At 33.1% G+C, this 23,079-nt stretch carries 16 protein-coding genes and 7 pseudogenes; 15 read left to right on the forward strand and 8 right to left on the reverse strand.

Going from position 1 to position 23,079, the window contains the following annotated elements:
• Positions 1 to 306: 306 nt before the first annotated feature.
• Complete coding sequence (locus Q3V31_RS29990) at positions 307 to 684, reverse strand: hypothetical protein (RefSeq protein WP_329767661.1); 378 nt, start codon at positions 682 to 684, stop codon at positions 307 to 309.
• Between the two features lie 434 nt (positions 685 to 1,118).
• Positions 1,119 to 1,757, reverse strand: coding sequence for an HD domain-containing protein (locus Q3V31_RS29995; RefSeq protein WP_329767662.1), 639 nt, complete (start codon positions 1,755 to 1,757; stop codon positions 1,119 to 1,121).
• An 889-nt stretch (positions 1,758 to 2,646) separates the two neighbouring features.
• On the opposite strand from Q3V31_RS29995, the gene Q3V31_RS30000 reads away from it, so the two are divergent.
• From Q3V31_RS30000 to asnB, 5 genes are all read left to right on the forward strand, one after another.
• Positions 2,647 to 3,558: a pyridoxamine 5'-phosphate oxidase family protein gene (locus Q3V31_RS30000; RefSeq protein WP_329767663.1), complete on the forward strand. Its 912-nt coding sequence runs from the start codon at positions 2,647 to 2,649 to the stop codon at positions 3,556 to 3,558.
• Between the two features lie 18 nt (positions 3,559 to 3,576).
• A complete protein-coding gene (locus tag Q3V31_RS30005; RefSeq protein ID WP_001166648.1) occupies positions 3,577 to 3,897 on the forward strand; it encodes an iron-sulfur cluster biosynthesis family protein in 321 nt (106 codons plus the stop codon).
• 284 nt (positions 3,898 to 4,181) lie between these two features.
• Positions 4,182 to 4,502, forward strand: a complete 321-nt coding sequence (locus tag Q3V31_RS30010) for an iron-sulfur cluster biosynthesis family protein (protein ID WP_329767664.1) — start codon at positions 4,182 to 4,184, stop codon at positions 4,500 to 4,502.
• Between the two features lie 373 nt (positions 4,503 to 4,875).
• A complete protein-coding gene (locus Q3V31_RS30015; RefSeq protein WP_329767665.1) occupies positions 4,876 to 5,820 on the forward strand; it encodes a LysR family transcriptional regulator in 945 nt (314 codons plus the stop codon).
• A gap of 306 nt (positions 5,821 to 6,126) precedes the next feature.
• A complete protein-coding gene (asnB, locus tag Q3V31_RS30020; protein ID WP_329767666.1) occupies positions 6,127 to 8,025 on the forward strand; it encodes an asparagine synthase (glutamine-hydrolyzing) in 1,899 nt (632 codons plus the stop codon).
• Positions 8,026 to 8,165: 140 nt separating this feature from the next.
• On the opposite strand, the gene Q3V31_RS30025 is transcribed toward asnB, so the two are convergent.
• The gene (locus Q3V31_RS30025) at positions 8,166 to 8,345 is read right to left on the reverse strand and encodes a hypothetical protein (protein ID WP_329767667.1); all 180 of its coding nucleotides are present in this window, start codon (positions 8,343 to 8,345) and stop codon (positions 8,166 to 8,168) included.
• Positions 8,346 to 8,610: 265 nt separating this feature from the next.
• Between Q3V31_RS30025 and Q3V31_RS30030 the strand changes: the two are divergent.
• The 5 genes and pseudogenes from Q3V31_RS30030 to Q3V31_RS30050 all read left to right on the forward strand — a co-directional run.
• Positions 8,611 to 9,068, forward strand: a pseudogene (locus Q3V31_RS30030) (VOC family protein).
• A 63-nt stretch (positions 9,069 to 9,131) separates the two neighbouring features.
• Positions 9,132 to 9,206, forward strand: a pseudogene (locus Q3V31_RS30035) (arsenate reductase); the annotation flags it as partial.
• 4 nt (positions 9,207 to 9,210) lie between these two features.
• Positions 9,211 to 9,318 (forward strand): annotated as a pseudogene (locus Q3V31_RS30040) (IS6 family transposase); the annotation flags it as partial.
• Between the two features lie 205 nt (positions 9,319 to 9,523).
• Entirely contained in the window at positions 9,524 to 10,555 is a 1,032-nt protein-coding gene (locus Q3V31_RS30045; protein ID WP_329767669.1) for a hypothetical protein, read from the forward strand.
• 420 nt (positions 10,556 to 10,975) lie between these two features.
• Positions 10,976 to 11,344, forward strand: a pseudogene (locus Q3V31_RS30050) (IS6 family transposase); the annotation flags it as partial.
• Between the two features lie 355 nt (positions 11,345 to 11,699).
• On the opposite strand, the gene Q3V31_RS30055 reads toward Q3V31_RS30050, so the two are convergent.
• Together Q3V31_RS30055 and Q3V31_RS30060 are read right to left on the reverse strand one after the other, a co-directional pair.
• Positions 11,700 to 11,780 (reverse strand): hypothetical protein, encoded by an 81-nt coding sequence (locus Q3V31_RS30055; protein WP_425332962.1) that lies wholly within the window; start codon positions 11,778 to 11,780, stop codon positions 11,700 to 11,702.
• A gap of 121 nt (positions 11,781 to 11,901) precedes the next feature.
• Positions 11,902 to 12,119, reverse strand: a pseudogene (locus Q3V31_RS30060) (helix-turn-helix domain-containing protein); the annotation flags it as partial.
• A gap of 762 nt (positions 12,120 to 12,881) precedes the next feature.
• Between Q3V31_RS30060 and colA the strand changes: the two are divergent.
• From colA to Q3V31_RS30085, 5 genes and pseudogenes are all read left to right on the forward strand, one after another.
• Entirely contained in the window at positions 12,882 to 15,518 is a 2,637-nt protein-coding gene (gene colA / locus Q3V31_RS30065) for a collagenase ColA (protein WP_329767670.1), read from the forward strand.
• 311 nt (positions 15,519 to 15,829) lie between these two features.
• Positions 15,830 to 16,944 (forward strand): annotated as a pseudogene (tnpB, locus tag Q3V31_RS30070) (IS200/IS605 family element RNA-guided endonuclease TnpB).
• Positions 16,945 to 17,748: 804 nt separating this feature from the next.
• Entirely contained in the window at positions 17,749 to 19,965 is a 2,217-nt protein-coding gene (locus Q3V31_RS30075; RefSeq protein ID WP_097872631.1) for an immunoglobulin-like domain-containing protein, read from the forward strand.
• A 252-nt stretch (positions 19,966 to 20,217) separates the two neighbouring features.
• Positions 20,218 to 20,436, forward strand: coding sequence for a hypothetical protein (locus Q3V31_RS30080; protein WP_000482981.1), 219 nt, complete (start codon positions 20,218 to 20,220; stop codon positions 20,434 to 20,436).
• 169 nt (positions 20,437 to 20,605) lie between these two features.
• Entirely contained in the window at positions 20,606 to 21,136 is a 531-nt protein-coding gene (locus tag Q3V31_RS30085) for a hypothetical protein (RefSeq protein WP_097872630.1), read from the forward strand.
• A 511-nt stretch (positions 21,137 to 21,647) separates the two neighbouring features.
• On the opposite strand, the gene Q3V31_RS30090 is transcribed toward Q3V31_RS30085, so the two are convergent.
• From Q3V31_RS30090 to Q3V31_RS30100, 3 genes and pseudogenes are all read right to left on the reverse strand, one after another.
• Complete coding sequence (locus Q3V31_RS30090; RefSeq protein WP_090814655.1) at positions 21,648 to 22,022, reverse strand: hypothetical protein; 375 nt, start codon at positions 22,020 to 22,022, stop codon at positions 21,648 to 21,650.
• A 48-nt stretch (positions 22,023 to 22,070) separates the two neighbouring features.
• A complete protein-coding gene (locus tag Q3V31_RS30095; RefSeq protein WP_090814654.1) occupies positions 22,071 to 22,412 on the reverse strand; it encodes a YolD-like family protein in 342 nt (113 codons plus the stop codon).
• A pseudogene (locus tag Q3V31_RS30100) lies at positions 22,409 to 22,963 on the reverse strand (DinB/UmuC family translesion DNA polymerase); the annotation flags it as partial. The gene Q3V31_RS30095 and the pseudogene Q3V31_RS30100, both read right to left, overlap by 4 nt.
• Positions 22,964 to 23,079: the final 116 nt, after the last annotated feature.

Below are 23,079 nucleotides of genomic sequence, written 5' to 3' on the forward strand. Positions count from 1 at the left end.
TGTTTTTTTAAACACCTAATTGATAGGTTTATTTGTTATGCACAACTTTAATAGAGTCGTAGAAATTCCAAAGAAGCACACTTGCATATACTTTCTTGGCACTCTTAGCTTGATGGCGATGGGGTACCACCCACATTTTAACGAAAATATACGCTAAGCAAATTTCGATATAAAAGAAGCCGAATTTTCTACTTTAAGAAACTTTCGGCTTCAACTCGTTATAAGTTAGTTGTCACTTTGTTTTCTCCATATTCTTTCACTATTTTATAAAAAGTATTTTTCTTTAGTTCTAATAGCTCCATGAACTTAACTCCCGTTAGTTCTCCATTTTTCCACTTTGGATAAGTTTCTTCTATAGTTCATGTGTTGGATGGAGTGTGAGGCTACGACCTTGCATTCCATTTTTTTGTTCTCTCCGAAAATTCTTCTTATGTAATCTGTTGCGATTTCTTGTAAATAAGTTCTTAAGTCCTGGCTTAAATAGTGATAAATTTGCAGCTTTCTTTTAACGTATTCTTGTTGTTTTGTGTTTGATTTTTTGATCATATCAATCACAGCGTCGTATTCGAAAAAGAAATGTTTTTTGTTAGCTTCAATTATAAAAACATCATGTTGAACAGGATTTTCAAAGAAAAACTGCTCAAAGAATGTAGGTTGGGTCTCGTTATGTACAAGTTTTAACATAGAGTATTGCTCCTTTTACTGTATGATTTTATATTGTGTCATCTAATAATATTTCTAAAATGGAGTAACACCACATCGTTATCAAGTTAAGAAATACATTCTTCCTCAAAACGAAAAAAATGAACTGAATTTCTATGGACAACTATGAAAGGATGAAATTTTCATTTTGGGGATACTTCAAAATCTTAGGTTGATGGGCATGTATGGTGACCCCTAATTGGTCCTTCTGTTTTTTGGAATTATTAGATATTATTTGTTTAAAAAAGCTTGCCATTAATGAAAATGGCAAGCTTTTTATCTCTATGGCTAATATTTAGCTACATTAAATTAGAAATTAATTAGTTCGTTCTAATTTTTATATAAAAAGGAAGCGAAATCGTAATCGAGTTATTTTACAGATGTTTCCTTTTTGTGCTATTCCATAAGTTTAATGACTATTCTTTCCAAGGTGAATGTAAAACGCAATCACAGAAATTTGTGCGTTTAAAGCCTGGAAGAAGCAACGAGCAAACATCTGCTTTAATGTTTCCAAATGTAGTTTCAGGTTTATGAGCGAAACCTTCGAGGAAAGCAGGAAGGATTTTTTGTTTAAAATTATCTCGAGGGAAAGCAGATACAACTTGCTCACGAATTTCCTCTGAAATTTCGTCATATCCATCCCCCATAACATCGTATCCTACTCCAGAATAAATTAATGAAACCTGGGGTTCTTTATATTCAGCAATTCCAATCGTTGTGTGAAGTGCGATCGAATCCCAAACCAGTCTAATTGACTCATTATCCATACCATGTTGTTGAAGGAAACTACGTGCAGCATTTGCACCATCTACTTCAAAACGTTTGTCTGGACTACTAAATTTCTTTGTAAGCCCAAGGTCATGGAATAGAGCGCTAACATATAATAGCTCTTCATCATATTTAAGACCAGCTTTTTCCCCTTGAAGAGCACCAAATAAGTAAACACGATTTGAATGATTCCAAAGTAAATCGTTACCATATTCACGAAGGATTTCTTGCGCCTCTACTGCTATTTTACTATCTGGAATTACGATACCTGCAACTGTTTTTTGCATACAAATTGCCTCCTATAAATAATTGATATTGTCTAATTTTATTGCTAGCTCATGAGCTTAACTTAATTATATAAATCATCTATTATTTATCAATGCAATCATTTCTATCGTTTTCATAGAAAACATCTATAATAGGGTCCCACCACATGCCCATCAAGCTAAGATCTTGTGATACCCCTATAACGAAAATTTTTAACTTTTTACAGTTATTTATGAGAGTTCGGCTCATTTCTTCCGTTTTGGAGAACAAGCAATTTCTTAAGTTGATGGAGATGTGCGGTATCCCTTTATGTTTCCTCTATAATTAAGATTTCAATAAATCATCAAGAAACAAACTCAAATAACTACTTTTTACTTAAAGACCTTGGGCGTCTCCTATTTCACGAATTTAATTTCCTCTTTATATAAATATTTTATGCAATCAAGATAATAGATGTCATCTATGTTAACTATAGAAACTATAGAATTGATTAATGGATAACTGAGAGTTAAAATGAAGTTGCGTTACAAGATAGCAATACGAAATGATAAGTATCTTTAATAGATAAAAATTTCACGATAAGGGGTATATAAAGTATCTTGTAAAGCGTGATTTTAAACGTAAGGATATCTGTATATGTTTAGGTTAGAACTTAAAGGTAATCCTTTGAATCCATTATGCTTTTGCAAAAGAGGACTAGTGTGAAATGAAGTTATTTTCTTGTAGTGAATGGCTTTCATTCTTCTATGTATATTAATAAAAAGTAATGAAAGCTTGTTGATGGCAAAGATTATATTATCAATGTTTGCTTTTCGTTTTTTAAGGAAACCGATGTTTTTTGACTTCATCCAAGTATTTGAATGTATTTTAGCTAGTCCGCTATTGGAAAGTAGATTGGAGGAATAATATATGGAAGTTTTTCATTCTGGAGAGCGTACTGTACACGATTTACTAGGTGTACAAAAGATTGCAAACACTGCAAGTACAATGATTCAACAGACAATGCCGAAAAAATTCATGAATTTTCTAAATGGACAGAATTCATTCGTGATATCTTCCATGGATCAAAGGGGGAGAGTTTGGAGTTCATTTTTAGCAGGAAACCCTGGTATCATACAAGCTATCGAAGCCGACATAGTTAAAATCAATACAAAAATAAATGAAGGTGATCCTTTATTTTTAAATATTTTACAACACAAGGAAGTAGGAATTTTAGTAATTGACTTTGCTTCTAGAATAAGAGTACGAATAAATGGTAAAGTTTCGATGATTTATCCAGATAGAAACTTTGAAATCAAAATTGAACAGGTATTCGGTAATTGTCCTAAATATATACAGGCGAGAAGATTCAAATATAAAGCTGTTGAAGGAATTGTAAATAAAAAAATTCATCCGCACAACACTTTAAATAAAAAGCAACAGAATTGGATTAGTGAATCCGATACTTTTATTATTGCAAGTGCAAGTTCGGAGGGAAAGATGGACATTTCCCATAGGGGGGGGATGCCAGGATTTGTTCATGTCATTAATGAAAAAACAATTATATTTCCAGATTACTCAGGAAACATGTTGTTCAATACTTTAGGAAATATTGTTCAAAATCCAAATGTTGGGTTACTGTTTTTTGATTTTAATACTGGGGATACATTACAAATTACAGGAGAAGCAAGTATCATTTGGAACATTGATAAAGATAATCTCTCAAAGTTTCCTGGTGCGCAACGTTTAGTACAATTTCAAATAATTGAAGTACTTGAAGCACCTTGTTATGAATCTTATAATTGGGAATTCGTGAATTATTCTACTTTCAATCCAAAATAGAAAAGGCGGGAAAATAATATGCAAATTAATATTACTGTTACAGAAGCTGCTATTAAACATTTCGAAAGTTTAGAGACTAAATATCCTAACCATTTTCGATTTCTACAATATGAAATGGGAGGCTGTGGACGTCCATTGGATGGGGTTGTAAGAATACAATTAATTAAATCAGATGTAGGTTTCGAAGAAATTCAAACAAACTGGAAATCATTTTATATAAACAAAGCCTCTTTAGCTTTTCTTGATGATAATTTAACTATTGATTTCTTTGAAGGATTTCAAATTAGAAGCTCTAGTCAAACTTATAGTCACAACATCCCTTTAGAAATTGAAAAATAAGGGTACTCATTGTTAAATAGATAGAAATCTTTAAGCTGAAAAGTGAAATTAATATAGAATCGAATGAATAGCTGAATTTATTTTATAAGACCGTATACTATTTTTATTATATTCATACCATTCTGAATATTGGTAAAGGTAATCTCTCAAAGTTCCCTAGTGCGCAACGTTTAGTACAATTTCAAATAATTGAAGTACTTGAAGCACCTTGTTATGAATCTTATAATTGGGAATTCGTGAATTATTCTACTTTCAATCCAAAATAGAAAAGGCGGGAAAATAATATGCAAATTAATATTACTGTTACAGAAGCTGCTATTAAACATTTCGAAAGTTTAGAGACTAAATATCCTAGCCATTTTCGATTTCTACAATATGAAATGGGAGGCTGTGGACGTCCATTGGATGGGGTTGTAAGAATACAATTAATTAAATCAGATGTAGGTTTCGAAGAAATTCAAACAAACTGGAAATCATTTTATATAAACAAAGCCTCTTTAGCTTTTCTTGATGATAATTTAACTATCGATTTCTTTGAAGGATTTCAAATTAGAAGCTCTAGTCAAACTTATAGTCACAACATCCCTTTAGAAATTGAAAAATAAGGGTACTCATTGTTAAATAGATAGAAATTTTCAAGCTGAAAGGTGAAATAAATCATATATAGCAAACGAAATTTTCTACAAAAATTATTTAGGAGAATTTTTGTAAGGGGAAGGTTATAGGACATTAAATATACCCACTATGCAAAATTATTTTCGAATCTCAAATAACAGAAACGTAATTTTCTCTAATAAGTTTAATTAGAGAAAATTACGTTTTTTCATAAATGAAGGAATAGAGCATTTAGGAGATAATACAGTAAAGGGAGAGCATGAAGCGATTATAAGATTAAAAAATTTAGGATTTCTTATAATATGAATAAAGATATGCAAAGAAATATAATTATTTTAAAAAAATAAAGGAGATTATTTTTATATGGAATTAAGACAGTTAGAGTATTTCATGACACTTTATAAAGAACTTCATTTTACAAAAGCAGCTGATAAGCTAGGTATTACGCAACCTACATTAAGCCATCAAATTAAAGCTCTTGAAGACGAAATAGGTATGCCGTTATTTGACCGCATGGGAAAGAAAATAGCCATAACTGACGTTGGTTCTATTTTAGCCAACGAATGTAAGAATATTTTTAATGCATTAGATAATGTAAAAGAACAAATCAGTGAATTAAAGGAGATAAAAGGAGGTAAAATTGCAATTGCCACTTTACCTGGCGAACTAACAGACTTAGTCTCCACTTTATTATTAGATTTTCATAAAAATTATCCAGAGGTAACAGTAAAAATTATAAGTTCAGATGAAATACTAGAATTAATAAACCAGAATCAGGTTAATTTTGCTGTTACAATTGATTCTTCCGAGTACGTATTCGAAGATGACAAAATTGTAAAAATACCATTATACACAGAAGAGTTATTTTTAGTGATATCAAATCACCATTCACTAGTTAATGAACAAGAAATACAATTCTCAGAATTGAATAAATTACCATTAATCTTGTTCCCAGACAGTCATGAATGTAGAAAGTTATTGAATTATACATGTTTACCACAAAAAATAAACTTGTATCCAATTATTGAGACCTCTAGTATCGAATCGTTATTTGATCTTGTTAGAAATGGATTTGGAGTGACAATTGTATCTAAAACTTTACTTGATATTACTGTAGATAATGATTTATCAGCAATTCCTATAGTAAATCCTAGAATTAGTAGGAAAGTTAACCTTATTTTGCGTAGAGATAAATTTATTGGGTTTGGCACTAGAAATTTTATTGAGTTGCTTACAAATGAAATTACAAAATTAGGATTCCCTATTTCTGAACAAAGTAAAGAACAGATTAGAAAATTAATTAAATAATGATTGGATTTTGGGTAACTATTAGAGGGATTATAGAACATATCTATGATTATGATAGAAAAAGTAACATTGCCCTATGTTGTTATAGATATATAATTTAATTAAAGTTTAAATTAGTTTGGATTATCAAAAATAATGTCTTTTTTATCTAAATTTCTTAGAATTTATATATGAGATAAATATTAATTTATAAGCATTAAATATTTGTTAAGCTTTAATTGACGAACGTAATTTTTTGACTTTTATTGAAAGTGGATTACACTATAAAAATTTTAGAGAGTAGATAATTTGAAAGTAGGTTAAAAAATGTGTGGCTATGTAGGGTGCTTGTATAATACTGCAAAAAGATATTCAGAAACAGAAAAAATACAATTTGAAAATATGACGAATCTGTTATACCACCGTGGTCCGGATGACCAGGGATATTTTCGTGACGAGCATGTTCAATTTGGGTTTAGACGGTTAAGTATTATTGATTTGGATGCGGGACATCAACCGCTAGCATATGAAAATGAACGCTATATACTTATGTTCAATGGTGAAATTTATAATTATATAGAATTACGTGAAATGTTAATTAAACAGGGAGCATGTTTTTCAACTCAGTCAGATACGGAAGTCATTGTTGCGTTATATGCCCAAGTAAAAGAAGAATGTGTAAATTATCTTCGTGGAATGTATACTTTTGTTATTTGGGACCGTCAAGAGAAAAAATTATTTGGTGCTCGCGATCATTTTGGAATTAAACCACTTTACATTGCACAACAGAACGATATAACTTTCTTCGCATCTGAAAAGAAAAGTATCTTACATGTAATGCAAGATAAGGGTGTAAATCCAACTGCTCTCCAACATTATTTTACGTACCAATACGGACCAGAACCAGAAACATTAACGAATGATATTAATAAAATTGAACCTGGTCATTATTTCATAAAAGAAATTGGAAAAGAGATAGAGGTTTATCGCTACTGGAAACCATATTTCAATGCTTCAGATACCACAAAAGAGGAACACATTCGAGCAATTCGTGATGTATTATATGACTCAGTAAAAGTACATATGCGCAGTGATGTTCCAGTAGGTGCATTCTTATCTGGCGGGATTGACTCATCTATTATTGCTTCTATTGCAAAAGAAATAAATCCAAATCTCCTAACATTCTCTGTTGGTTTTGAGCACCGTGGATTTAGTGAAATAGATGTAGCGAAAGAAACTGCTGAGAAATTAGGAGTAAAAAACTATAGTGTGTTGGTAACACCACAAGAATTTATGAATGAATTCCCAAAAATCATGTGGCACATGGATGATCCATTAGCAGATCCAGCAGCAGTACCTTTGTACTTTGTTGCAAAAGAAGCACGTAAACATGTAACAGTTGTTCTGTCTGGTGAAGGTTCAGACGAGCTATTTGGCGGATATAATATTTATCGTGAGCCAAACTCTTTAAAAATGTTCTCATACATTCCCGCTTCCGGGAGAACGGTTTTAAAAGCTTTAAGTGGAGTACTTAAAGAAGGGTTTAAAGGGAAAAGCTTTCTAGAGCGTGGATGTACACCAATTGAAGAACGTTATTATGGTAATGCAAAGATCTTTCGTGAAGAAGAGAAGATTAAGCTAATAAAGTCTTACAATGAAAGTGTTAACTATAAGGATGTAACCAAACCATTGTACAATGAAATTAAGGATTATGATGATGTAAGTAAAATGCAATACATTGATATGTACACATGGTTACGTGGAGATATTTTATTAAAAGCGGATAAAATGTCTACAGCTCACTCACTAGAATTACGTGTTCCATTTCTAGATAAAGAAGTCTTTGATGTCGCTTCTAAAATTCCAACAGAATTAAAAATTGCCAATAGAACTACAAAGGCTATTTTACGTGAAGCCGTACGTGGTATTGTTCCAAATCATGTACTAGATCGTAAGAAACTCGGTTTTCCAGTGCCAATCCGTCATTGGTTAAAAGATGAAATGTATGACTGGGCTCTGAATATTATTAAAGAAAGTAAAACCGAACATTTAATTGATAAACAATATGTATTAAACTTACTGGGGGCACATTGCGCAGATAAAGGTGATTATAGTCGTAAAATTTGGACAGTACTAGCCTTTATGGTATGGCACCAAATTTATATAGAACATAAATATGATACGAATTTATTTAGTGAAGAGTGTCGAGTATATAACTTAGTTTAAAATTACATGTCCATCAATTTGTGAATTATATAACGTCTCAAAACAAAAATGTCCATTTCACTTGGAGGGATAGCATCAACAAAATGCGAATTTCGTACGCTAAGTAATTTTTCACATAGAAAAGGCCGATTCCCTGTACGCTAAGGGAATTGGTCTTTTTTATCAGTGTTACCGCAGTACTTGGCATTCCAAACGTTCCGTTCAATGGGGAGTATATTATCCACAAGCTTACTAGGCTTAATCTTTGGTGGCGCTGTCACTTCAAGCGGATTGCATACACTCGCTCTCATTACCGCTGGACTTGGTGTCGTACTGTTCATTGTCAGTAGTTCCCGAAAATTGAAATGAATTTTAAGCTTAATTCCTATGAAGTATAGGAAATTAATTTCAAGTAGGCATTTTTTATTAAGGCACATCCATTATTTGAAATTATAATTTGATTAAAAAACAACTTGAATAAAGGAAAGCGTTACGAATAATCCTATATGGGAGTAAAATAAACTAGTTAAAACGAAGCGGTAAGTATTGGAGCTGACCATGATATGAGCATTTATACTACACAAAATTTAAAGGAGTTATATTACTGTGACTGTACAATTGAACGCATTTTTGATGATGAACGGAAATGCAAAGGAAGCCATTGATTTTTACAAGGAAGCACTGGACGCCAACCTCCTATTTAGTCAAACATTTGGGGATGCACCGGAAGATCCCAAAGCCCCATTACCAGAAAATATGAAGGATTTGGTGGCACACTCAATATTAAAAATCGGTGAGACCAATATAATGGTTTCTGACACGTTACCCAGTATGCCTTATCGAAACGGGAACAATGTTAATATCTGTATTTCAACCGATAAAATAGAAGAAACAAATAAGTTTTACGAATTGTTAAAGCAAGAAGGTCAAGTGGTGATGCCGCTACAAAAAATTCATTTTAGGCCAGCCTACGCCATTGAACCGACAAATTCGGTGTTACCTTTCAAATTTTTACGGCACTATCAGAAGAAGCAGTAACAAGAGGGCATCAAAAGGAAAGTTAAACGCTGTGAATATTTTCCGCTCTTGGTTATCTTTTATACACGGGCAATTTATGCCGTAGTAAAATGGCTGAAGCTTGGGGTGAAAAATGGAACGTGCTGTCCGCTGGTATTGAAGCGTATGGTGTAAATCCAAACGCTTCTTGAAAAAAACTTGGCTTTTTCACATGTTGCCAGACCTCGTTTAATAACAATAGATAAAAATCCAGCCTATCCAGTATTGATTCAACGGTTGAAAAACGAAAAAAAGATGCACCGTTTTGAAACTAGAAATTAACGATTATGATATAATTTTGTCTTTAGTGAATTGCAGGCGTAAGGTGTTTTTCGTTAGGTGGTGCAAAAAACACCATTAAATTCTTCTATATGATTGTTAAGATAGAAGAGATATGTTAATGTATGGAAGGGAAATGTTAATGTATGGAAGGTAAATGTTAATGTATTGAAGGGGTGGTTTTATGAAGTTTGGTAAAAAGGGATTATTGGTTGTAGCAAGTTTAAGTCTTTTCGCTTTATCTGCGTGTGGAAAATCTGCAAAAGAAACAGTTGTTTCTTCAACAGAAAGCATTTTAAATGCAAAACAAATGGAATCAAGCGGTTCAATTTCTATTAAACTCGATTCTAATGCAAAAGATATGAAACCAGAAGATAAAGCGGCAATTGATATGTTAAAAAACATATCAATTACAGTTGATTCAAAGACAGATAAAGATGCAAAAAAAGATGAAATAACAATTGGTGCAAATATTAAAACAGATGCAGTGAAAATGGATATATCGATTCCAATGCTTATGGATGAAGGGAAAAAGGCTTTATATGTAAAAGCGAATAATGTAAAATCACTATTACAATTAGCTGGCATTCCTGGCGATAGTTTTTCTACTCTAGAAGGAAAAGTTATCAAAATGGATATGAAAGATTTAGGAGAAGTAGATACAAAAGAATCTACGAAAATCCAAGAGAAAGTACAGAAATCGTTATTAGATGCAATCAAAGCGCTTCCTGAAGACAACTTTACAAAAGAAAAAGATGTATATACTGTGAAATTAACAGGTAAAGATTTAAAAGCAGTGATTGAAAAGGTATTTGATGAAATGTCTACAATGAAAAACTTCACTGGAACAAAACAAGAAATTGCAGACTTTAAGAAAGAATTGGAAGGTGCAAACCTTGGTAAATCTTCTGTTTCTTTAATTTATACAATGGATGGAACAACGATTAAAAAACAGGATGCAGCAATTCATTTCGAAGCAAAAAATCCTAAAGATGAAAAAGAAACATTTAAATTTGATATGAATATTCATTCTGATATCAAATCTATCGATAAACCAATCAAATTCACATTCGATACTTCTGAAAAGAACATTGTTCCAATGGATGAGTTGCAAAAAATGATTGGTGAATTTATGAATCAATTCATGATGAATGGTGAAATGGATGGCGGGAAAGTAACTCCTGTTCAACCAGCTCCAACAGAACCTGCAGCATAAAAAATCCCCCTTAAGGGGCATAGCCATTAAGTTAACAAAAATAAACCAGATGTTTTTCAGCATCTGGTTTATTTTTGTTAACTATAGAATATAAGCTTTCCTATTTGACATATTCAAATAGGATTTCAATATATATTTTTTTAGAGGTATGTTGAAGTGAATTTTGATATTCTTGAGTTCTACCAATTTTTAAAAGACACATAAAGAAACGATAACCCGTGCTTGACATTTTCTTTTACGTTAAATCATTCTTGCCTCATGTGCAAGTGATTCTAAAATAGAGGTATTAAAAGATTTTAGGCTAACTAAATAGTGTGAAAATAAGTGTAAGAGGAGAGTGAGATTAATACGGTTCTGGTGCAAGAAATCTATAAAACTTGAACATACTGATACTAGTACTCTAGAAAGGATGTAATCAGTGTGGAAAAGCAAAATCTATTCAAGTGGAAAGATTATCAACCAGATATTATTCTATTAACCACGAGATGGTACCTACGGTACAATCTAAGTTTCCGTGATTTGGTGAAAATGATGGAGGGACGAGGCTTATTCATAGCAAACACAACCATTATGCGTTGGGTACATCAATATGGTCTTGAGTTGGATAAGCGAATTCGACGTTACCTCAAACAAACGAATGAATCATGAAGAGTGAACGAAACGTACATCAAAGTAAAAGGACAATGGATGTATTTGTATCATGCAGTCGATTCAGATGGGAATACTATTGACTTTTTATTTAGTAAAACGAAAGATGTCAAAGTAGCTAAGCGCTTCTTGAAAAAATCCAGCCTCTCGTAAGGCGATTGTCATGCGAGGATAACCGTATTCATTGTGTTTTATGTGAATTGCTTGAATCTGTTCATGCAATGTATTATCCTTTGAAGGGCGTAATTGCCTTTGACTACATGTTGAACGCCACTTATAGTAGCTAGAGCGATTTAACTGCGTAATGACGAAAAGCAAGGTTACTTTGTACCGAGAACGTAGTGCTTCAATAATCTCGTACTTAGCCGTTTGAGCAAGAACACCTCCTATAGATTTGGATACTGCTTTTTTAAGTAAGTCACTTGCGCCTTGTAGTATTCCAACTCTTCTTCCATATTATCGAACTTCGTACGAGGACGACCTTTTAAGAGGTTTTTTAAGCTGTTATTACCACCATTTTTTGCCCCCGCAAGTCTGAAATATCACCTGTTTCTTGATATTTCCGGACCCAATTCATTAACTGTGTTCTACTTCTAAGCTTATATTTCTTCGCTATAGCTGATTGGCTCCCTCACCATTTAAATAACTTTTTACAACTTGTATCTTTAATTTATCTGAATAAGTTTGAAATTTATCCCCTTTTTTAACCAAATCGTATCCTGTTGCTTTTTTAATTGAGTAAGCTTGGCAGAGCAAGAGGGATAGGTTACCCTTTTCCAACTTCTTTATAAGTATCATTTCAAAGAGCAAGGAAATGGTTAAATACAAAGCGACTGCAACCGATCGTTTTAGCAATTACTATATCTTGTTTCTTATTTGGATAGATACGAAATTTATATGCTTTATTTACTAACATAGGTTGCACCTCACTTTGTTATAGGATATCTACAGTATACAAAAAAACGTAGGCTTACGCCTACTGACATTCATCTCCCGCCTAAAATTGGTGTTTCACACCTTCACATTTTTGAGAAAGGAGTCTTCTGTCAGAAAACGATAAATAATTCATGTAAAAGAGTTAATGATGAAATTAGAAATGGTATTTTAGCTTATATATGATTTGTTCTCATGCTGTAGAGAAATTTTTCTCTACAGCATGTTTTTACGTTTAAACGTTTTCGAGCGAGGATATGGATATTTATCGATCGCCAGTTTGAGAGTTTTACGGACATTGCATGGAAGATGATAGTAATGGTTGTATAGGGATAGAATTTTTGAAAATTAAACTTTATTGTAATTCATCAGTTGGAACTGTTAACTATCTACCATTAGGAAGCATAAAGGTGGACGAGGACAAAGGGGAGGAGCTTGTGCCAAATAATTTGTACATTGTCAAATTATTTATACATTGTTGAATTATTTGTGTATATTTTATACTACAGTATTAATAAAGGAATGTTTTCTATTCATAAGAAATAACATTGGCACGGTTTTTGCTTTTATTAAATTTAAGGAAGGAGGATTGATTTAATAAATCTGTATTAGTAATAGTAAAAAACAATCTACTATTGCATTATTAATCTTACTTGTACTTATAGGGGACCGTAAATATGTACAAATAAGAATGTTCTGACTATAAAATTCAGAATTTTCTTTTAAATTATTAGGGGGTAACAATATGGTTAAATATTCGAAAATTTCTAAGCTGATTCTTGGTGTTGGACTAGTGACAATATCATGTAATGGTTTGCAAATTCAAGCAGAGACAAAAGAGGGAAATGTGAAGAATGTACTACAAATGGAGCCGATAGGAATACAGAAGTCTGTTGATGAGTTGGCACACTCTTCGAAAGTACAAGAAAATGCATCTTTTACAAAGCGGTTAAAGTTAACGGATTTATCGCAGCGTCCGCTAGCACCAAACGAGAATGTTAAACAGTTAGCTGAAGAGAAAAAATATTCGATGGCCGAATTAAATCAATTAAGCAACAAACAATTAACTGATCTTCTTGTGACAATTAAATGGTACCAAATTCCAGAATTATTTCAGTTTAATAGTGATAGTCTCAAATTCTATCAAGATGATAGTCGCATGCAAGCGATAATTGATAAGCTTGCAGAACAAGGACAAGCTTATACGAAAGATGATTCAAAAGGGATTGAAACATTAGTGGAAACCCTACGTGCAGCATTTTATTTAGGTTTTTACCATGATGAATTAAGTAAACTAAATGAGCGTAGCTATCATGATAAATGTTTACCGGCTTTAAAGACAATTGCAAAGAATCCGAATTTTAAACTTGGTACACCGGAACAAAACCAAGTTATTTCATCATATGGAATGCTGATTGGAAACGCATCGGCTGATGTTGAGGTTGTTCAATATGCAGGTGAAATCTTCAAACAATATAACGATAATGTTGCAACTTTTGTTGAAGACTATACAAAAGGAAATGCTGTATATGAGTTGATGAAAGGGATTGATTATGACATTCAGGCGTATATGTATAATACAGGAAAAGAAGCAAAAGATACGATGTGGTATCGAAACATCGATGGTTTAATTAATGAAATCAGTCGTTTCGCGCTAATTGGTACTGTAACAGATAAAAACGGATGGTTAATTAATAACGGAATTTACTATGCTGGCCGATTGGGTAAGCTTCATAGTACGCCAACAAAAGGACAGCAAGTTGTTACAGATGCAATGCGAATTTATCCATATTTAGGTGAGCAATATTTTGTTGCAGCAGAACAAATTACTACAAATTATGGAGGAGTAGATGCGACCGGTAAAACAATAAATTTAGATCAAATTAGAGAAGAGGGTAAAAAGAAATATTTGCCGAAAACCTATACATTTGATGATGGGGCAATTGTCTTTAAAGCAGGGGATAAAGTTAGTGAAGAGAAAATTAAACGTCTATACTGGGCGGCAAAAGAAGTACGTTCTCAATTTTATCGTACGGTTGGTAGTGATAAACCACTTGAAAGTGGACACACTGATGATGTGTTAACGATGGTCATCTATAATAGTCCCGACGAATATCAATTTAACCGTCAATTGTATGGTTATGAAACGAATAATGGTGGAATTTACATTGAAGGAAGCGGAACGTTCTTTACATATGAACGTACACCAGAGCAAAGTATTTATAGTTTGGAAGAATTGTTCCGCCATGAATTTACACACTATTTACAGGGAAGATACGAGGTTCCAGGATTATGGGGCCAAGGGGAAATGTATCAAAATGAACGTTTAACATGGTTTGAAGAAGGGAATGCGGAGTTCTTTGCAGGTTCAACGCGATTAGACAGTGTAGTACCACGAAAAAGCATAATTGGTGGATTGTCATATGACCCTGCGAAACGTTATACAGCAGCACAAACATTAAATGCAAAATATGGAACGTGGGATTTCTATAACTATTCTTTTGCACTACAATCTTATATGTATAATAACCGTCCTGAAATGTTTGATAAAGTGCATGATTTAATTCGAGCGAATGATGTAGCAAATTACGATGCGTACCGCTCAGCATTAAGTAAAGACAATAAATTAAATGAAGACTACCAATCTTATATGCAAATGCTTATTGATAATCGTGATAAGTATACAATTCCACAAGTATCAGATGAGTATTTAGCACAGCATGCTCCAAAACCGCTTTCAGATGTTGCGTCAGATATCACCAATGAAGCAAAGTTAAAGAATGTGAAGGTAACAAAGAATAAATCACAATTCTTTAATACATTCACACTACAGGGAACATATACAGGAAGTGCGGCAAAAGGAGAAATTGAGGACTGGAAAGTGATGAACCAAGCAACAAATGATATGCTAAAACATCTCTCAGAAAAAGGGTGGAGTGGGTACAAAACATTGACTGCTTATTTTGTAAATTATCGTGTTAATGATGCTGGACAATTTGAATATGATGTTGTGTTTAGCGGAGTGAATACGGAAGAAGGTACTGCTATAGAAAGAGAACCGAATAATTCATTTGATACAGCGAATCTATTATCTTTGAACACGTTATTAAGAGGAAACTTAAGTGATCAAGATCTGGTTGACCGGTTTGTTATTGATGTAAAGGACCCAAAAGATCTACAGATTACCGTTACGAACGAACAAAACCTTGGAATGAACTGGGTATTATATTCTGAATCAGACTTAAATAATTATGTTACTTATGCAACAAAACGTGATGGAAACAAATTGCTTGGAAATTATAATGCGAAGCCAGGGAAATATTACTTAAGTGTATATAAATATGGCGGTGGAGCAGGGAATTATACGGTAGAAGTAAAATAATTTTAAGTAGTCGCTTTTAGACAAATAGATGCCCAGAGGCATCTATTTGTCTTTTTTTAATGAAGTGATGATGTATATACAAAAGATAAATTCCAATACCTTCTCTTAAAAAATCAAGGATTTTATCATTTTAGCCAAGAAGACTCCTTCCTCAAGGAACGCGAAGTGAGTAGGTGGGAGACGAATTGGCTTCGGACAAGGGATGGCAGGAAGCCATCTTAATTGTTCGACATACATAAACTGTTACTTCACTACCTATCGAATGTATGTTTGTTGTATAATAGACACATATCGAAATGGGGGTGAAACGAATGATGATCAATAAAGCATATAAATTTCGTATCTATCCAAATAAAGCACAAGCGACCCTAATCAATAAAACGATTGGCTGTTCTCGTTTTGTATTCAATCATTTCTTATCTCTATGGGATAATGCATACAAAGAAACAGGAAAAGGTTTGACCTATGGTACATGCTCTGCCAAACTTCCTGCCATGAAGAAAGAGTTTGTTTGGCTAAAAGAAGTGGATAGTATTGCGATTCAGTCGTCTGTTCGCAACCTTGCGGATGCGTATACACGCCTTTTCAAAAAACAAAACAATGCCCCGCGTTTCAAATCTAAGAAAAACAACGTGCAATCTTATACCACAAAACAAACAAATGAAAACATTGCCGTTGTAGGAAACAAAATAAAATTGCCAAAACTAGGTCTTGTTCGATTTGCCAAAAGTCGTGAAGTAAAAGGACGTATTTTAAATGCTACAGTTAGACGAAACACTTCTGGCAGATACTTTGTGTCATTGTTAGTTGAAACAGAAGTGCAAGAACTTCCGAAAACAAATTCTTACATTGGAATGGATGTGGGACTAAAAGATTTCGCCATTTTGTCAGATGGAACAATCTATAAAAATCCGAAGTTTTTTCGATCGTTAGAAGAGAAGTTGGTAAAAGCACAGCGTGTTCTTTCTAGAAGAATGAAAGGATCTTCTCGCTGGAATAAACAACGAATAAAGGTAGCTAGAATTCATGAATACATGGCAAATGCTAGAAAAGATCACTTGGACAAAATCTCAACTTCAAAAACCACGATGTTATTGGTATAGAGGATTTGCAAGTATCTAATATGTTAAAGAATCATAAGTTAGCAAAAGCAATTAGTGAGGTATCATGGTCACAGTTTCGAACCATGTTGGAATATAAAGCGAAATGGTACGGCAAACAAATCATTGTCGTATCGAAAACATTTGCTTCAAGCCAATTATGTTCTTGTTGTGGATATCAAAACAAAGACGTTAAAAATCTAAACCTACGTAAATGGGACTGCCCTTCTTGCCTTACACACCATGATAGGGATATTAACGCAAGTATCAATCTAAAGAATGAAGCAATAAGGCTTCTAACCGCAAGGACTGTGGAGATAGCCTAATAAATTAGAGTTCAATAGAACTCTTTACTTAGGAATCCCCCTCTTCTAAACGAAGTGAAAGTGGGGGTAGTTCAAACTAGGGTTTATTTCATATGCAAATTTTTAGTAAACAGAAAAAAATCTAGTTGAATGGATTCTTACTTAATCTTAGCTTGATGGCTATGGGGTTCCAGCACATAACTATCAAGCTGAAAAATGTAAATACCCCCAAAACGAGAAAATTTATATTTTTTTGTTTTGGAGTAGTTTTTCGTAAAAACAACAGCAAAAATCTCTCGATATTTGAGCATCCCAAAAATAATCGGTTTTTGGATACTAATTTACAGCAATTCATAAATGATTCAAAAGGTCTATGTATTTTTGAAGTACTGCAAAATATTATCTCGAACTTTTTGACACATTGTTTTTCATAGAAATTACACCACATTAAAAGGTGTACCTTTTGAAACATATGTTGCGTAACAATAAAATTGTTTAATTTTGCCCCTAGAAATACAATAACCACCTATCAAATTTACTGGATAGGTGGTTATTAAAGTTATTTAAAAATCGTTTTTCTTCTTTCATCGTACAATACTTCAGGAATAATAAAGTTATTTAATTTTGAAAGAGAACCATTCATAATGGCCCTCTTACTCTTCCAAATCTAACTTCAGCTTGATAGCGATGTGGGGAGACCCTATAAAACTTGTTAATATTTTCATATACACTAATCAAATTATACATATATTGGTTATATTGTGTTAAAATTGTAATGAATATTTTAAATATACTAATAGTTAAAGTAACGGAAGGGGCTTACAGATGGGGAATAAAACAGCCAAATCAAAAAAACTAGTAGGATTAGTAGCAACGGCAACATTAGCCACATCAATGATTGCGGGAGCGAGCAACACAAACGCTCAGACAACAGATTCATTGAAAGTGAATGGTCCAATACAAGCAACAGCAGAAGACAAGAAAGAAAATCTTCCGGAAAACCAAGCGCCTGTATTAACTGGAATTTATGACAGTACAATACATGTAGGAGATACATTTATTCCAATGTTGGCAGTGTCAGCTTTTGATCCAGAAGATGGAGATATTACTTCTAAAGTAACAGTTGGCGGTAAAGTAGATACTTTTAAACCAGGCACTTATGAGTTAACTTACACGGTTACAGACTCTAAGGGTCTTAACGTAACTGTGAAACGAACAGTTACGGTTAAAGAGAATATGAAACCTACATTAACAGTGCCTCTTAGAGCAACGATTAATGTAGGAGATAAATTCGATCCAATGGCAGGGGTGTCGGCTAGTGATCCAGAAGATGGCGACATTACTTCTAAAGTAACAGTTGACGGTAAAGTAGATACTTCTAAAGCTGGTACTTATGAGTTAACTTACACGGTTACAAACTCTAAGGGTCTTAACGTAACTGAGAAACAAACAGTAACAGTTAAAGAGAAGGAAGGAACAAAAAATGAAGCACCAGTATTAACTGTGCCGAATTTCACAACACTACATGTAGGTGATACATTTGACCCAATGTTGGGAGTGTCAGCTTTTGATCTAGAAGATGGTGATATAACAAGTAAAGTAAGTAATGCAGGTGCAGACGAAGTTGATACTTCTAAACCGGGTAAATACTTTATAGTGTATGGAGTTACCGACTCCCAAGGGGAGAATACATACACTGTACGAATTGTATATGTAGTGGATAATGAAGAAACTCCAGATATGGAACCGAAATTAACAGTGCCTGTTGGAGCAACGATTAATGTCGGAGATTCATTCGACCCAATGGCAGGGGTATCTGCTATTGATTTAGAAGATGGTGACATTACTTCTAAAGTAACAGTAGACGGTAAAGCGGATACTTCTAAAACAGGTACTTACGTATTAATTTACGCAGTTACAGACTCTAAGGGGCATAAAGTGACTGCGAAACAAACAGTAACGGTTAAAGAGAAAGAAGAAATAAAAAATGAAGCACCGGTGTTAACTGTACCGTTCACAACTACAGTACATATAGGCGATACGTTTGACCCAATGAAAGGTGTAAAAGCTGTTGATAAAGAAGATGGTGATCTAACAAGTAAAGTAAAACATACGGGCAATGTAGATACGTCTAAACCGGGTAAATACATTGTAGAGTACGGGATTGTCGATTCCCAAGGAGTTAATGCAACAGCTACACAGACTGTAATTGTGGAGGGAAATGGAGAAACTCCAGATATGGAACCGAAATTAACAGTGCCTGTTGGAGCAACGATTAATGTGGGAGATAAATTCGATCCAATGGCAGGTGTAGCGGCTATTGATAAAGAAGATGGCGACATTACTTCTAAAGTACTAGTAGACGGTAAGGTAGATACTTCTAAAGCTGGTACTTATGAGTTAACTTACACGGTTACAGACTCTAAGGGGCATAAAGTAACTGAGAAACAAACAGTAACGGTTAAAGAGAAAGAAGAGTCAAAAGGTGAAGCACCAGTATTAACTGTACTTGCTGAAGTGACTATGAATGTAGGAGATAAATTCGATCCAATGGCAGGTGTAGCGGCTATTGATAAAGAAGATGGAGATATTACTGATAAAGTAATCCATTTTGGTGAAGTAGATACGTCTAAAGCTGGTACTTACGAAGTGAAATTCCTTGTTCGTGACTCAGACGGTAATGAATCAACTATGACACAAAAAGTGGTTGTGAAAGATAAGGACAATGGTAACGGTTCTGATAACGAAAATAATGGTAATAACAATACTAACAATGGGAATGGCTCTGATAATAGTAATAACAACACTAACAATGGGAATGGCTCTGATAATAGTAATAACAACACTAACAATGGCAATGAGGCAAATAATGGTAACAGTACTAGCTCAAACAATAGTACTTCTGATAAAAAAGAAGATACATATAAACAGCTTCCAAAAACGGGTGCAAGTTCAAATAACAGTACAGCAGTAGGCGTATTGATGGTCCTTGCAGGTATGGTAATTACTTTTGGCCGCAAATTTAAAAAGGCGCTAAAATAAAGCTATTCAGTGTATCAAATAAAAAGATGGTGTGAAATTCTAATTCACACCATCTTTTTAAATAACTATTTTATTTTTAAAAGGACTTTATTATTTTTTTAACAAATCTATTATTTGTGTACAACATAAAATAAGACCGAAGAAATTAAAAGTTAATCGGTTCATTACTTTTTTGAATATTCAGCAAAAAATGACTGATATGTTGTAAAATTTAGGTATACAATAAATTTATATAGGAAAGAAGGAATATTCATGTTCAATAATTATATAATCGCAAAAGACGAACTTTTTTATAAAAAACGTTTTTACAATGTATTAGCTTCAACTCCTCTTGTATTGATTTCACTAATAGCTATTTATTTATTAGATTTTGGATTAATTAATTTTGTAATCGTAACTGGCATTGCAATAATGACTTTAATAATTCAGTTCATTTATTATTATTCAAACTGGAAAAAACTTCTCAAGTGACTTTGGTAGGTTTCAAGATATATTGACTATTGATAAGTGGTATTATGTCAATTAAAGGTATATTAGGATGTAATTTTTTTGAAAACCATACACGGCTATTCTGTAATATTAAAGATAAGTAATAGTATAATAGGGGTAGGTATACTAGAAGATAGATAGGGGTAGCAGTATGGGTGAAAAGAAATTTATAAACTATGAGAAAGACCCAGAGTATTTAAACGACTATGTAGCATTTACAAGTAAAAAGTTTGGAAAAACCTACTATTTGACTACAGACGTTAAGGGGTACACAGAGTATGAATTGGAAGCGTATATTGTAGAACTGGAAGCATATAAGAAAAAGAATAGAAAGAAAAATTGGATATACTTTGGTTGTTTTGTATTGTTTTGTATAGTCTTGTCAGTAATAGAGGGGTATCAAAACGATGAACTAGTCGCGAAAGGTAAGCCAATAGAAGCACCTGTTCTTGGGAGACATGTTGAGACCGAGTATCTTATCCTTGAACACCCTACTTTAGAATTGATTGTTGATGATAAAGTTAAAAAGTTATGGGTAAAGCAAGAGTTGTATGACAGTATAATTGTCATGGATAAGGTGAAGGTAATTGAATATAAAGGTGAGATTAAGTTAGACCCTAGATACAAAGGTGAAGACTTAATTATAAGGTTTATTAAAAAAGAAAAAGAAGTAGGAGAGTAAAATAAAAAAGGTGTGGCATTAGTATGGAGATGAAAGATAAGGGGCAAGAAATTAAATCAAAAGAATAAAACGATAAGCCTTTAGCTTTTTGTTTTATTCTTTTCATTGTACTCGGGTGTTTTTGCCCAAATTCCCGAGATGGGGGAATTAGCTATAAATCTAGAATTTTTCATTTCAAAAATACAACTTATAATTATTTGAAATATTTTAATTGAAATGTATATGTTTTGACATAATCATTTTTAAAAAACGTTAAAATCCTTTGTTTATAAGGACTTGTAGGATTCTTACAGAAAGACGTATATTTATATTTAGGATCAATTAACTATAATAAAATGAAGTTCATATTGTAACTAAATATAATTTTTGAATATATGCAGAGGAATTAGTCTTTTTCTTGCTAACTATAAGAAGTTATCCATTCAAAGTTATATGAATTGAATTAGATTAATCACAAGGACGAATAGCATCTCCTTAAAAATAAAAAGGAGCAAAAAATATTGCTCCTTTTTCACTTGAATTCCACATGAAATTTAGTATCAATGATTCCAAAAGCAACTTTACATGGAAATGGACTTTTCCCTGTTGAAGCAGCGTGCATACAAGAAAGTACCCAATATTCAAGTTCTAAAGGTAAGCGGTATAATTGAATGCTACCATCATTGTTTCTTACTGATACAATCGGTGTATTTACCCTAGTAGTAGCAAAGCCATCCGTTGTGATCATTGCTGCTGCATCATTATTGTGAAAACCAGCGTTTATAACCTCGTAAATTATTCCATCTTTTTCAGTGATAATCATAGGTATATTTAGGTAGGGATAGTTATTTATATCATTATGAATAAGTTTTCTTGCTGTATTCTTTCTTATCTGATTCCCTTGCATTTTATACACTCCTTTATAACAATCCAAACGTGATCATTTAAATCTATTCTATTTTATGTCTATTATATTCAAAAATTGTAGTGTCATCTTTTTATAAAAAGCATCGGTACATATGACAGCGCTATTTAGCGGATCAATATCAACAACAGTCATATAGCTAGAGAGTAAATAACCGTCTTCATAATATGTAATTAGTATTTCTTCTTCAGATATTAAGGAACATAACAACATGTTCTCGATCAGTTCTCTTTCTTCAGCGGCTAAAATCGGCCGAGTTACTTTGTTTTTCTCCTTGATGATTTCACGAATACCAGCAAACTGTTCAGGCATCGCAGCGAATGGCGTCCATTTCACCATTCCTCTTCCCTTCGGCATATTAGCGTTGTTCATGCTTTATGTCCCCCTAACAATGTATTTCTGTATCTTGCTGTCGCACTATTTGTATACGAAATTCCTCTTAATATGCTATTCTTGCCAAATTTAGTGCGTATTTCATCCATTACCTTCGTTAATTTCATTTCTTTTTCTCGTTGTATTACATTGTCAAAAAGAGATATTTGTTCTTCACCTTCATTGATTAAGTTAGTTAAAGAAACATTAATTGATCTAATGGGTTCACCCGTATATAACTCATGTAAAAAGTATGTACAAATTCGATAAATATCCATTGTTAAATTGGTAGGTCGGTTTAAAGTGTGAGTTTTCCTGAAACCGCCCGCGTAATTCTTACTATAACCAATAGAAAATTGTATGGTTTGAGCGAGTTTATTATGTCTTCTTAGCCGATAACAAACTTCTTCGATATGTTCCAGAAGGATAATCGGAAATTCTTCTATTGTGTAATCACGCATGAGTATTTGGCTTTTACCAATTGAAGTTGTTGCAGGAACGTATTTTTCTGAAATACGGCTAAAATCAATGCCATTGCTATGTAAGTGGTAGGATGAGCACCCGACGCCTTGACATATTACTATGTTAGGTTTTCGTGTACTTTCCTCCAAACCGTACGTACATTTCTCGATGTATACGGCTTTCCACTTATCCATCTAGTTTTCCG

Source organism: Bacillus nitratireducens (assembly GCF_036320425.1).
GTDB lineage: Bacteria > Bacillota > Bacilli > Bacillales > Bacillaceae_G > Bacillus_A > Bacillus_A nitratireducens.

Coding starts and splice junctions, on each gene's coding strand:
- Q3V31_RS29990 (WP_329767661.1), bottom strand. CDS start 684: ATGTTAAAACTTGTACATAACGAGACCCAACCTACATTCTTTGAGCAG.
- Q3V31_RS29995 (WP_329767662.1), bottom strand. CDS start 1,757: ATGCAAAAAACAGTTGCAGGTATCGTAATTCCAGATAGTAAAATAGCA.
- Q3V31_RS30000 (WP_329767663.1), top strand. CDS start 2,647: ATGGAAGTTTTTCATTCTGGAGAGCGTACTGTACACGATTTACTAGGT.
- Q3V31_RS30005 (WP_001166648.1), top strand. CDS start 3,577: ATGCAAATTAATATTACTGTTACAGAAGCTGCTATTAAACATTTCGAA.
- Q3V31_RS30010 (WP_329767664.1), top strand. CDS start 4,182: ATGCAAATTAATATTACTGTTACAGAAGCTGCTATTAAACATTTCGAA.
- Q3V31_RS30015 (WP_329767665.1), top strand. CDS start 4,876: ATGGAATTAAGACAGTTAGAGTATTTCATGACACTTTATAAAGAACTT.
- asnB (WP_329767666.1), top strand. CDS start 6,127: ATGTGTGGCTATGTAGGGTGCTTGTATAATACTGCAAAAAGATATTCA.
- Q3V31_RS30025 (WP_329767667.1), bottom strand. CDS start 8,345: ATGAACAGTACGACACCAAGTCCAGCGGTAATGAGAGCGAGTGTATGC.
- Q3V31_RS30045 (WP_329767669.1), top strand. CDS start 9,524: ATGAAGTTTGGTAAAAAGGGATTATTGGTTGTAGCAAGTTTAAGTCTT.
- Q3V31_RS30055 (WP_425332962.1), bottom strand. CDS start 11,780: ATGAATTGGGTCCGGAAATATCAAGAAACAGGTGATATTTCAGACTTG.
- colA (WP_329767670.1), top strand. CDS start 12,882: ATGGTTAAATATTCGAAAATTTCTAAGCTGATTCTTGGTGTTGGACTA.
- Q3V31_RS30075 (WP_097872631.1), top strand. CDS start 17,749: ATGGGGAATAAAACAGCCAAATCAAAAAAACTAGTAGGATTAGTAGCA.
- Q3V31_RS30080 (WP_000482981.1), top strand. CDS start 20,218: ATGTTCAATAATTATATAATCGCAAAAGACGAACTTTTTTATAAAAAA.
- Q3V31_RS30085 (WP_097872630.1), top strand. CDS start 20,606: ATGGGTGAAAAGAAATTTATAAACTATGAGAAAGACCCAGAGTATTTA.
- Q3V31_RS30090 (WP_090814655.1), bottom strand. CDS start 22,022: ATGCAAGGGAATCAGATAAGAAAGAATACAGCAAGAAAACTTATTCAT.
- Q3V31_RS30095 (WP_090814654.1), bottom strand. CDS start 22,412: ATGAACAACGCTAATATGCCGAAGGGAAGAGGAATGGTGAAATGGACG.